Genomic DNA, 12,498 nt, shown 5'->3' on the forward strand with positions numbered 1-12,498 from the left:
TTTTATAGCACTCCCCTGTCTTTAGCTGTTAAGCAAAACAACTGCTCTACATCGCCCAGATCAGTTGAAAATGTAGTAACTGCGCAAATCTTAGTCTCACAATTGCAACACGCAACTAAATCTAAATTTATAAATACCTGATAAATATACCAATGATTTTTGGTTCAAAACTTGCCTTATCTAAACCAAGGAAACTGCAAATTACGCTAGAAAAAAGTTTCGAATGTAATTATAAAAATGCGTATGTAAACCGTAAACAATGAGGTAGATAGATATGAGTCAGCAAGATTTTCCAGATTTTGACACATTAATGGAGATGGCAAAAAACCAGCCAGAGAAACTTGAAAATATATTCAGAGATGAGGTGAATAGTGTGATAGAGAGTGCTTCAGAGGAGCATCACCATCGCCTTAGAGGATTACAATTTCAAGTGGATGCTCAACGTATATTAGCCAAAAACCCCATGGATGCCTGTATTCGAATCTCAAAAATGATGCACAGATCTTTAGGTGATCTACATACCACACTCAATGATTTCTCCCTACAACATGATCATAGCAATCAGGTATTGAATGACCTATCAGATAAGCAGCAGGATGTGAGTGATATTCTCTACTTTGAAGGCCGTAAGCAACCAGAAGCAACATAACTGATAGTAAGGATAACACCTTAATAAAAATCATCTAAAGCTATCTGTATTCACACCAATAGATAGGTTTGGTTTCATCCTCCAATGAAACCAAACTCATCTGATTCAAGCCCTCTTTGCCCCAGCCAAATACCATTTGTAACAATTTGTTTATTTATTCCTACTTATAAGATAGTTTGGTATTGGACTAAGTACTTTCCTAGGTGATTAAAAGAATAGGAGAGTCAAATAATTAAATGGAATTATTATGAAAATCAAGATGATTTTAGCTATATGCTGTCTTTTACTCCCATGGTTATCATTTGCAGAAACCTCCCCTGAACTCACAGAGCAGGAGCAATATGAGCTGTGGGCTAACACCCTTTGGAACTCACTCGACCGACAAACCGGCGAAATCGCACTCAAAGGTAATGTCGCAAAACTGCAAGTACCCGACGACTTTTACTACCTGAACCCAGCAGATACTGAAAAAGTATTAGTAGAGATCTGGGGAAATCCTCCCGGTAATCCCTCACTCGGCATGCTTTTTCCTGCGGATACAACCCCTTTCGACGCTGAATCTTGGGGAGTAACCATAGATTATGAGCAGGAGGGTTATGTATCGGATAAAGACGCTAACGACATTGATTACAATGAACTACTGACTCAAATGAAGTCTGATACCCGAGATAACAGTAATGCCCGAGTAGAGCAAGGTTACGAGCCTATTGAGCTTGTTGGTTGGGCAGCCGCCCCCTTCTACAATGCAGAAACTCACAAACTTTATTGGGCTAAAGAGATCAAGTTTGGCAACGCTGATACCAATACTCTCAACTACAATATCCGTGTCTTAGGCCGCAAAGGAGTTTTGGTGCTCAACTTTATTGCTAGCATGGATCAAAAAGCCATTATCGACTCCAAACTAGATAATGTACTTAATATTGCAGATTTTAATGAAGGCTCACAATATGCTGATTTTGATCCCGAAATTGATGAAGTGGCAGCCTACGGCTTAGGCGCCTTAGTCGCTGGAAAAGTGGTAGCAAAAACAGGTCTCATAGCTGGGCTAATTATCTTTCTGAAGAAGTTTGGCATCTTCATAGTTTTAGGAATTGGTGCGCTGTTTAAAAAGCTTTTTAGCCGTAAAAAAAGTGAAGTTTAATACAATAACCTCCGCTCTCTATTAGTCCAGAATCACCTTAACTCCACCATGCTCATCGAATACATAACCCTAGGTATTCGATGAGCAGATCTATATACCAGTTAACGCACCCTTATTAAAAATCGACACCTCAGTACAAAACTACTTACATAAAATAAGTAGCCTTCATAATATTGGCTATAATTTGGACAGGGATTAAGACTAAATCGTTAAAAAAACAGAAATTCAAGCACTTTTGATTGGCTAAACCAACAAGGAGGTGCACAACTATTCTTTTAGAGATAAAAAACTAAGAGGCAGATACTGATGACCAAATTTTTAAAGAATTTATTTTCTTCATCGAAAAAGCAGACAACCGATAATAGCTCAAGCGAAAAGCTTAAAGAACAGAAGATGCAGGAAGCTCTCTCGGCAGCTGGCAACAAAGCCGTTGAAAATGTATTAGGTCAATCAGTAGATGCTGTGATCATGATAGATGGAAACAACAATGTGACCTTTGTCAATGATGCCGCCATCAAGATGTGGGGATACCGTAAAGAGGAGGTCATAGGTAAAAATGTCAAGATGTTGGTCCCTCAAGAGCTTCAATCTCAACATGATGGATTTGTAAATAAAAACAGGCGTACAAAAGAAGACATCATAGTAGGTACTAGCCGCGACGTGGAACTTGTTCGCAAAGATGGCTCTAAAACATGGATTAACCTAGCTCTATCCAGATTAGAAAACGAAGGAGAGATAGGCTACGTCGGCTTTGCCAGAGATATCAGCGCCCAACGCCAAGCCAATGATACCATTCAGCAGGTTCTCGAGCAGGCACTCGATGGGGTTGTCACCATAGATAGCCAGAACATCGTTACTTTTATGAACTCAGCAGCAGAAAACTTATGGGGGATCACCAGAGAGGAGGTCATAGGAAAAAACGTTAAAATGTTGGTGCCCAGTGAGATAAGAAGCAATCATGATGCACTAGTCAATGCCAACCGCAATACAGGTATCAATAAGATAGTTGGAACCAGCCGAGATCTCGACCTCATCAGGGTTGACGGTAGTACGATTCAAGCAAACCTCTCACTTTGTAAAATAGAGGTAGGTGGCAATATAGGTTACACCGCCTTTGTCCGAGATATTACTGAGGCTAAACTTGCTCAAGACGCCATAGATCAAACTTTAGAGCAAGCATTAGATAGTGTTATCTCCATCGACGAAAATAATATTGTGACTTTATTCAACAAGGCCGCAGAAGAACTCTGGGGTTATAAAAGAGAGGAAGTCATAGGCCAAAATGTAAAAATGTTAGTTCCAGTAGAACTGCAAGCAGGCCATGATGGACTGGTCAATGCCAACCGAAATACCGGCGTTAACAAGATTGTCGGTACCGTTCGAGAGGTGCCTGTTTTCTGTAAAGATGGCAGTAAAAAATGGGGCTCACTCTCCCTCTCAAAAGTCGAAGTCAGTGGACGAATCCTCTACACAGCCTTCGTCAGAGACGTCACCGAAGAGGTAGAGATGCGTGATGGCATGAATGAGATCATGGCCAACGTAGCCAAATCCAGCAATGAAATCGCAGATATCGCCAAAGTTATCGATGGGATCTCAAACCAAACCAATCTACTTGCCCTTAATGCCGCTATTGAAGCGGCGCGTGCAGGCGAACATGGCCGAGGCTTTGCAGTCGTAGCCGATGAAGTACGCCAGTTAGCTTCTCGCTCTTCAGAGTCGGTGACTGAGATCAATAAGTTGTCAGAGGAGACTCAGCGTTTCCTAAAAGATCTCGCGATAAACCTCAAACTAGATAATTCTAATTAGATACTCAAAGGCACACTTTTCCCTCCCTTAGGGAAAAGTGTGCCTATAGGCCAAACATTAGCTCAAACTTAGGTCTTCACAAACTTATAGATAAATCTGTCAGTCTTACCTCGTGTCTCTTTTTCAAACACATTCATAGAGAGATCATCATCAGGATTTCTCAGATAAAAGGCTTCCTCTACAAGCTTAAAGCCAGCCTCCTTCATCTGATACTTCACAATATTTGAATCGATTCTATGTTCAGAATTAGGGGCATCATAGCCAGATCCCTTAATCGCTTCATGATCGATAATGATAAACACACCATCATCTTTGAGTGAGTCGCGCACCTTAGCCAATGCAGCTCTATGATCCACCGCCTGTTTACGGAACTGAGTTCTCTTTCCGGTTTTCTCATCTACGTTATGAGTAAAGAAAAGGTCATGATAATTCAATGCAGTAAAGGCAATATCGAGACTCTTTGCTGGAATATCCATATCGACAATATCAACTTTATCGAAACGCGTCAGATTCGCCAATCGATCTCCCTTTGTGCGCTCATTAATACGCTTTTCGGCAAAACGCCAAATCACATTGTCGTTTTGAGCATACACTTTACCTTTAGGCCCCACAGCTTTGGAGAAGAGCTCGGAATACCAACCACCACCAGCAAACAAGTCTAAGACGTTATCGCCAGCCTCGACGCCAGAAAAATACATCACTTGCGCCGGTTTACGCGCAGCATCCCGCTCACTATCTTTTACTGGACGATCACTGCTTACTAAAATCCCGTTAAGTTCGCTTAACGACAGCGGAGCCGCATCAACAGACACTAAACTAATGCCTGCAATCAAGCCTGCCAAAATAGGTAATCTCATCATTATCCCTTACTTAGTTAGGTTGCAGTTCGGATATAAACTTTTAGCAAGTTACCAGTAAAGCCATAAAGCTGGCGATAAGGATAAACTCGCTAATTGTTACAGAGCGTTTCAACCCAAGGCCTACACCTCACGAAACAGCCAAGCTCAAATTAATTTGTAACACTCAAAATTCTGGTTTTACGCAGTTATGACTTAAATTATCTATTACCTTCACAGTCAAGGTTGCCAAGGGTTATGAAGTCACTACTTAGTCTTACTATTGCCGCTACTTTAAGTTGGATGACAAACCTATCTAGCATAAACAGCTTGCAAGCAGCGGAACTTACTATTAATTATTCCGGGCTTTCCCAAGAGCAGATCGCAACAGTTGAAACCTGGATCCATTCAGGTATCGGCTCAGTAGAGCTCACACTGTCAACCATTCCTCAAAACACCCTTACCATAGAGGTGATGGAAAAAAGTGGTGCCAGAGAGCCTGTCCCTTGGGCTCGGGTCGTTCGAAGTCGCCCCATAAGGGTCGAACTTCATATCGACACTAATGCCAAACTCGATGAGTTTATTCAAGACTGGACCTTGTATCATGAATTGTCCCATCTATATCTTCCTCTGCTTAATGTGAACTCATTTTGGCTCAATGAGGGGTTTGCGACCTATATGCAGTATCTCGTAATGCTTCGCGCGCAGATCATCACGCAAACTCAATATCTTGCACGTATGGAGAATGGCTTAAGAAGAGGGAAAAGCACGACACTTAGCCATCCGGGGAAACTCAATGAAGTCGCAGCCGATATGTGGCGACGTGGCGCCTTTAAACGTGTCTACTGGTCTGGCGCAGCTTACTTTGCTCAAATCGATCAAGCCTTAATAGCCCAAGGCTCAGATCTCACTCAGGTCATAGAACAGTATTCTCGTTGCTGTTTAAGAAAGTACAGCTCCGGCTGGCAACTCGTGAAACAACTAGACAGAATAAGTGACAGCGAGCTCTTCACCAGCCACTATCTTCAATATTCACAACGCAGAGATTTTCCATCAATCTCAAAACAAACATTACAGCAGATAAGTTTGCACTATGGCACACGAACACAACTCCAAGCACTAACTAAACGTCCTAGGCATAGTGAGAGCGATTTAAAATAGTAGTGTTACAAATAGGGCACACCACATCCCCCAAAGAGTAAAACTCGCGATAATAAACGCGCAGGTTCGTCTCAATAAGTGATTCCCTCTTATATGTTCAAATGCATGCCAGTAGCGGGCTGTAACAAAAAGAGCTGAAGAGAAATACCATGCAACTCCCTGTAATTGAAAGTGCATAATAAACAACATTAAGAGTATAAAAAGCAGTGGTTGTTGATACTGATTGTCATGACTACGACTCAGTAAAGCGACTCTTTTAGGCATGGCATCGAGATTGACAAACATCACATCCGAGTACTTCACACTTCCTTCAGCCACTAACTTGATTCTCAATAATAGAGTCAATAGCCATAAACTAGCCACCAAAATAATTAGCAGACTCACAGGAAAAAGTGGCCATAGGAGTTCTATATTTTTGTCTATCTGAGGAAGCATATTTTTGTACCTAGTTCACAAGATACAAACCAGTATATCTGAGGGGAAATTGACAAGAAGTGTCATTAGTGACACTTAAGAGGCCATTAACGACATTTAAAAGCGTCAATAATTGAAAGTGCTAGTCCAAAAAAGTCCAACTATCTGCACCATCGAAATGCCTAACTTGAATCTCAGCCATTTCAGCCCTAGGGGCCATACGAAAGTTAATCCCATATTTTGGCTCAGGCACCTTATCTGTGGTCAAATAATGAGTTAAACAGCCACACTTTTGACAATGGAAAAACTCAATGCATTCATCACCAAAACGATAAGGCTTAGCAGATGGCATACTTGTTCCCAGTGAATCAGCGCTAAAGGTCAACTGAACTTCATCGGGTTTATAATAACCCCAAAGGGCACCATAACGATGACAGATGGAGCAGTTACAGGAGGTCAATGTAGTGGGAGGTTTCGCCACCTTGATCTTCACATTACCGCAATGACACATTAATTCCATCTACTCTCCCCTCTTTGGAATTTGAACACTGGCCGCCTATACCATTATTTTCTCAAAAATATTCAATGAAGGTACACTTGATAACATTAACCTAGTGCAATAATAACAAGACTAAATACTATTAACCCCCAATATGCAGTACCAAGAATAATCCAAAGCCAATTAAATAATGTTAACTTATCATTACTTGAATAACTAACTGTTTCCAAAGCAAAATTAATTGCTTTCTGTGCCTTATACAGAGGTAACACTACCATCATAGGTATGACAAAGGTCAAGGACCAAAGCAGTATATTAGTACTATCCTCATCGATAAGATTAGAAAAAAGGGAACCTACCACAACTAAGAAGACATAAAGGGTCGCATAACCAGTTTGATGCCAACTGTATTCCCTTTCTGTTTCCTTTATATATTCAGTTATATAAACAAAAAGAGAGTGAGTAAAAAAGATAGAAAAAAAACTACGGGCCACAGGCCAAGCATCTAATTGATAGAAGTTTCTTAACGCTTGCCACTGTTTAAATGCCCAATAAAGTTGATAAAGGCCAAATGTCATGACAAACATAATACAGAACTTACTTAAGGAGACATGAAATAGTGGAGCATCCACTATTTTGCTATATTCCTCAATAATTGATTGGCCCTCGATCTCGGCTCTTACTTTCTCTGAATCAACAATATCTTCCATTAAAAGACTCCTTTTTATAACTAAACCATCCACTTAAATAAAGGTGTGTTAACCAATATGCCACATCAAATCCCTCTCCAAAAGTTAATACTTTAGTGCTCTCTTAATAAGGGGGTACGACAACTGTGTTATTCATCACGATTTTAACTCTTTATAACTTATAACATCACCGATGAATGTATATTAAAAACGCTCAACATAAGCTTGATAGCATTAAGCTTTTTTTACCCTAAAGAAACAATTTTATTCAGTCATCATTTAATTTGAGAAGTAGTATGAATAACGATAATAAAGATGTCGCATCAGGTTTAAACCGCCGTAGTTTTTTAAAAACATCTACAGGCTTAGTACTGGCAGGGGCTGGTACTATGATGTTTCCATCGGTCGCAGCAGCTAAAGCAGATGAGCTAGGACCTACCCAGTTTAGAGGTCATAATTCAGACCATAAACTGTGGAAAAAAGTGCGTAAAGAGTTTGTGCTAAACAAGCGCACAACTTACATGAACGTAGGTACATCAGGCTCTATGCCAAAGAGCATTTTAAAATCTTATGCTAAAACTAATGAGATGATCTCTGCCAATCCTTGGCAGAGCAACATTCCAACCATTGAGCTAGCTAGGCAGGTCGCGCCTGGTTTCGGGGCCGATGAGCATGAACTAGTTTTGAGCCGCAACACGACTGATGGCATGAACTCAATCATCAATGGCCTCCAGTTTGAAGAGGGGGATGTCGTTTTAACCACTCACCACGAGCATCCAGGTGCAACCATTCCACTTAAACATGTAAGTGAGCGCTACAATGTTGAAGTGGTTGAGGTTGAGATCCCTGTATATACAGGCGAAAACCAAGTATCTGAAGATGACTTTGTTAATGCATTTGCCGATGCAGTCGCAGAGTACGGTAGCCGCGTTCGTCTGATCGTTTTCTCTCATGTAACTTATACAACAGGAACCAGTTTACCTGCTAAGCGCATCTGTAAAGAAGTGGCGATCCCTAATCGTATTCCTACTTTAATCGACGGTGCCCACACCCCTGGCATGCTAAACCTGAACTTCCATGATATCGACTGTGACTTTTACTCAGGTGCGGGTCACAAATGGCAGTGTGGCCCAGGTGCAACTGGCATCTTATATATTCGCGATAACGCGCAACGCTTAGCTGAGTTTTGGAACGATCGTCCAACACCGCTTTGGTGCATCAACTCATCTTCGTCCTCTACCGCTATACAGGCTAGATTCCAGTCTATCGGCCAAGATAACTACCCAGCAAAGCAAGCCTTAGCTGACGCTTGTGCTATGTGGGAGGAGATTGGCAGAGATGTAATTGAGGAGCGAGTGCTGGATCTAAGTGAGCTTTGTAAACAGGAGTTGTTTGATACCTTCCCCTATGCAAACTTCTATGCGCCGAACATCCGTGAGCTATCAAGTGGCCTAACAACGTTTAACCCATTCTACGATCAACATGATGGCGAACTGTTAACCCAATTCCGCGATCGTCTGCATGAGGAGTATGGTTACATAGTCCGTACCACCTCTTTCTATAACAAGAAAGATGATATGCAAAAAATCCAAACCATCCGCATCTCGACTCACCTTTTCCACGATGAAGATGATGTAATTGGGTTAGTTAAAGCGATGAAACGTCTTTATCGCAACATGGCTTAATAAGGCATAACTTACATTAGATAGAAAAATGGCCTTGAGAGCTTCAAGGCCATTTTATTAGAAGTGATATCAATAAAAATTAAGCGGTCGCGACGCCTAAGCTCTCCTGCTCCATCAAGAGCTGAGTAAATGCCTCCGCAGTGACTGGACGACTAAACAGATAGCCCTGACCAAACTCACAGCCGTGGCTTTGCAGGAATTGCGCCTGCTGCTCATCCTCAATCCCCTCCGCTACCACTTTCATCTCTAGCGATTTAGCCATAGCAAGAATTGCGGTAACTAGCGCTTTATCGGACTTACTGCTTGCCATCTTATTGATAAAAGCCCGATCAATTTTCAACTTCGAAAACGAGAACTTCTGCAGATAACTTAACGCTGAATAACCAGTACCAAAATCATCAATCGACATCTCAATTCCCAGCTGTTTCAAGTAAGCCAGCATGGTCATCAATCCGCTTTCTTGATCGATTAACAGGCTCTCTGTCACCTCCATATCGAGTTTGTCAGCGGGAAGGCCTGTTTGTGCTAATACTTCAACGATCCTTGCCTGCAACTGCTCACTATAGCGAAACTGAACACTGGAGAAGTTAATCGCCATTTTTAGTGGAGTGATAGATTGCCAACTCGCTGCCTGTGAGCACGCCCGCTGCAGAACAATATCTCCCAATTTATGGATCAAGCCGTTCTTTTCAGCGAGTGGAATAAACTCATCCGGTGATACAACCCCAAGTTCACTGTCGGTCCAACGCATCAATGCCTCAGCACCAATAATCTTACGACTCGCCAAGTCTAAAATGGGCTGATAGTAGATCTCAATATCATCCAAACTTATCGCTTGGTGCAGACGGACATTTAAGGTCAACTTACGCTGAATATCTTGGTTCATACTGTCGTTATAAAAACTAAAACCGTTACGCCCTGCATCCTTGGCTCGATAGAGAGAGGTATCCGCCTTCTTAAGCAGTGTCGCAGCCGTGTCACCATCTTGTGGATAGATAGACATACCAATACTGGTTGAGACAAAAAACTCCTGCCCTTCAATCTTAAATGCCTGTTCAAATAGCGTCAGTATTGAACTCGCCAACATCTTTGCCATATTTTGATGGGGCAGCTCAGGAATAATGATAAGAAACTCATCTCCACCAAACCTCGCCACAGTATCGGTATTACGTACTGAGTTTAATAGGCGCTTACTGGTGAGTTTTAACAGCTCATCTCCCGCATGATGCCCTACGGTATCATTGACCTGTTTAAAATTATCCAGATCGAGGAACATCACTAACACCTTAGTGTTATTAACCTGAGCAGACTCAATGGACTGAGCAAGCCGACTCATACTGTGCGTTCGATTAGCAAGACCTGTCAGTTCATCATGGGTCGCTTGATAGGCAAGCTTGTTCTCTGAGGCTTTACGCTTATCAACCTCCTCAAGTAACAGGACATTCTGATTGGTTAATTTCTGCTGCTGCTCAGAGACAGAAGCAACCTGAGTCTGAAGTACCAGGTTAGTATTATTCACCCTCATCAGATACAACAAACCTAACATCACAGGTAGGGCAAGCAGAGAGATCCCCGCAATAAACCAAGCAGATGTGAAGATATCCTGCTCATTAACAGGCTCAAACCAACTGGTCAGTTTAAAGGGCGTGCCTGAAACCTCTTTCTCAAAATAGATATTATGGGATGAAATATTATCGTGACTTTGTGCCTTTCCAGGATTAAACGCTGTACTGGCCCTAAATGGCTCGGTAGGCGTAAATTTCAAGATAGGATTCAGCCCAGTCAAAGGTTTAAGTGAATCCCAGACCAAGATCTCCCCAAGTGGCGTAACTAACTTCAAACAGCTGCCATTACTTTTATGTTCTTGAGTTGAAAGCTGATGAATAACGACATTATTATCTATCTCGGCAATCAGTATTCCTGCAGGTTTATCTTGATGATATATCGTGTGCAGCAAAGTAATAACCGGCCCCTCTGGGGTCGATAACATCAATATCTTAGTGCCCACCTTCTCCATCGCAGCCATGGGGATCTGACTCATATCAAAGGGAGAATCTAGCTCGGTATCGGCAATCACCGTTTTACCGAACCCCACAACGAGAAGCCTTCGATAGATTTGATGGTTATCAATCTTGCTTGTTTGAGCAAAGCTATTGATGGTTTGTCTAAGATTAAACAGGCTGGAACCTAGTCCGTACTGCATCGACATACCAGCCGCAAGATTGGAAAAATAGGCACTTATTGCCCTATTATTGGCAAGATTACCAATACTCTCCTGACTCACATCGAAGAAGAAACTTAAATTATCAGTGTAATTACTGATCTTTAAATCTAATGCGTTATTCTGTGACTCTTTTAGCCTGCTTTGACCTAGGTTTGTCACGGTCAAAATTAAAAATAGATAAGCGGTTAGAAGGATGCCAGCAACGATAATGGCAGTTTTACTGTTAAACCATTTCTTTATGTTCATAGATCTACTGCGATGTTATCGCCTGAGAAAAGTAATTGTTGTAATAGTGGAAAGCACTTGGATAGTATTTTTTCACCAGTTCGTTAAAGCTACCATCAGCCCTGATCTGCTTTAAATATTGATTAAACGCCTTCCTTAACTTGGGAGAATCTTTACGAAACCCCATAGCCATTCTCTGCTCTTCAGAGATGGGTCCTATCACTTTAATTTCACTTGGCCACTTCTCCAGTGCAATCAAGGAGTCAGCAACATCTAATAGCGTGGTTTCAGCTTCATCATTCAACATAGCTGGCACCATCTCATTAAGTTGCAACTGCTTGGTCGGCAATATCACATTAGCTTGAGTGAGATAAAGATCATATAGATCTGGATCTAAGCATGACTGCTTCATTGCCAATACATCACGCCCTTTAATCAAAGACTTAACCGCGATAATATCCTCAGTGAGTGAACCACTGGGTTTGATCGGTATTAAATCTGAACTGGTTCTGGCAATTAACCATACTGCAGAGGGAAAGTAATCATCGGAAAAATCAATGATCTCTTTGCGCCAATCTAAAATCGTCACACCATGAGCCATCACATCACCTTCAATGAGCTGAGGTGAAGAGTACACGACTTTGTTGTCGACAAACTGGCCATTTACTCCTGTTAACTTGCCGAAAACCGTTGTCCAAGTAGCAGGAATGAATTGGTAATCTACCCCTAGATATTTTGCAAAATTTTGCATCAACTCAATGTCTAGACCACTATGAGTAACCTTGTTTCCTTCGGTGTACTTAGCCACAAAGTTGGCATACGGCACACCAATGTGTCGAAGTACTCCTTCAGCTTTAATCTCATCAAGATCACGCGCTAAAAGTTGACCCGAACTGCCAATCAAGAAGATCATCAACAGGTACTTTGTGATTAACTTAGATTGAGCAAAAAATCGCATTATAAATATCTCTTTGTTTATTTAAACCACCGAACAGATTTCGCACGCAGTATACATTTCAAGCTCGTATTTACAACGATATCTCTTCTCGTTTTCGACATTTAAAGTAGAAAAATCAGGAACAAAAACTCAGCAAAGGTGATGACCTCTAAAGCAACAAATTCAGCTTCACAATCTGAAATAAAAATGCAACAACCTCGTTCATTGTCAC

At 41.5% G+C, this 12,498-nt stretch carries 10 protein-coding genes and 2 pseudogenes; 6 read left to right on the forward strand and 6 right to left on the reverse strand.

What is annotated here, in order from left to right; all coding sequences use genetic code 11:
- The first annotated feature begins 274 nt into the window (after positions 1-274).
- The 4 genes and pseudogenes from SWOO_RS25645 to SWOO_RS26540 all read left to right on the forward strand — a co-directional run.
- The gene (locus SWOO_RS25645; protein ID WP_012326854.1) at positions 275-649 is read left to right on the forward strand and encodes a DUF3135 domain-containing protein; all 375 of its coding nucleotides are present in this window, start codon (positions 275-277) and stop codon (positions 647-649) included.
- 247 nt (positions 650-896) lie between these two features.
- Positions 897-1,790: a DUF2167 domain-containing protein gene (locus SWOO_RS21910; RefSeq protein WP_012326855.1), complete on the forward strand. Its 894-nt coding sequence runs from the start codon at positions 897-899 to the stop codon at positions 1,788-1,790.
- A gap of 393 nt (positions 1,791-2,183) precedes the next feature.
- A pseudogene (locus SWOO_RS21915) lies at positions 2,184-3,290 on the forward strand (PAS domain S-box protein); the annotation flags it as partial.
- 72 nt (positions 3,291-3,362) lie between these two features.
- Positions 3,363-3,492 (forward strand): annotated as a pseudogene (locus SWOO_RS26540) (methyl-accepting chemotaxis protein); the annotation flags it as partial.
- Between the two features lie 172 nt (positions 3,493-3,664).
- On the opposite strand, the gene SWOO_RS21920 reads toward SWOO_RS26540, so the two are convergent.
- Positions 3,665-4,456: a class I SAM-dependent methyltransferase gene (locus SWOO_RS21920; RefSeq protein WP_195742828.1), complete on the reverse strand. Its 792-nt coding sequence runs from the start codon at positions 4,454-4,456 to the stop codon at positions 3,665-3,667.
- A 234-nt stretch (positions 4,457-4,690) separates the two neighbouring features.
- On the opposite strand from SWOO_RS21920, the gene SWOO_RS21925 reads away from it, so the two are divergent.
- Entirely contained in the window at positions 4,691-5,593 is a 903-nt protein-coding gene (locus SWOO_RS21925; protein WP_012326858.1) for a M61 family metallopeptidase, read from the forward strand.
- Here the strand turns inward: SWOO_RS21925 and SWOO_RS21930 are convergent.
- The 3 genes from SWOO_RS21930 to SWOO_RS21940 form a co-directional block, all read right to left on the reverse strand.
- A complete protein-coding gene (locus SWOO_RS21930; protein ID WP_012326859.1) occupies positions 5,585-6,028 on the reverse strand; it encodes an MAPEG family protein in 444 nt (147 codons plus the stop codon). The two genes, SWOO_RS21925 and SWOO_RS21930, sit on opposite strands and share 9 nt — an antisense overlap.
- A gap of 121 nt (positions 6,029-6,149) precedes the next feature.
- Positions 6,150-6,527: a GFA family protein gene (locus tag SWOO_RS21935; RefSeq protein WP_012326860.1), complete on the reverse strand. Its 378-nt coding sequence runs from the start codon at positions 6,525-6,527 to the stop codon at positions 6,150-6,152.
- Between the two features lie 86 nt (positions 6,528-6,613).
- Positions 6,614-7,216, reverse strand: a complete 603-nt coding sequence (locus SWOO_RS21940; RefSeq protein ID WP_012326861.1) for a hypothetical protein — start codon at positions 7,214-7,216, stop codon at positions 6,614-6,616.
- A gap of 275 nt (positions 7,217-7,491) precedes the next feature.
- Here SWOO_RS21940 and SWOO_RS21945 point away from each other — a divergent pair, with 275 nt between their 5' ends.
- Entirely contained in the window at positions 7,492-8,880 is a 1,389-nt protein-coding gene (locus tag SWOO_RS21945) for an aminotransferase class V-fold PLP-dependent enzyme (protein ID WP_012326862.1), read from the forward strand.
- A gap of 79 nt (positions 8,881-8,959) precedes the next feature.
- Here the strand turns inward: SWOO_RS21945 and SWOO_RS21950 are convergent, their stop codons facing one another.
- Both SWOO_RS21950 and SWOO_RS21955 read right to left on the reverse strand, forming a co-directional pair.
- A complete protein-coding gene (locus SWOO_RS21950) occupies positions 8,960-11,350 on the reverse strand; it encodes a putative bifunctional diguanylate cyclase/phosphodiesterase (RefSeq protein WP_012326863.1) in 2,391 nt (796 codons plus the stop codon).
- 4 nt (positions 11,351-11,354) lie between these two features.
- Entirely contained in the window at positions 11,355-12,287 is a 933-nt protein-coding gene (locus tag SWOO_RS21955; RefSeq protein ID WP_012326864.1) for a transporter substrate-binding domain-containing protein, read from the reverse strand.
- Positions 12,288-12,498 lie beyond the last annotated feature (211 nt).

The organism is Shewanella woodyi ATCC 51908, from assembly GCF_000019525.1.
Taxonomy (GTDB): domain Bacteria; phylum Pseudomonadota; class Gammaproteobacteria; order Enterobacterales; family Shewanellaceae; genus Shewanella; species Shewanella woodyi.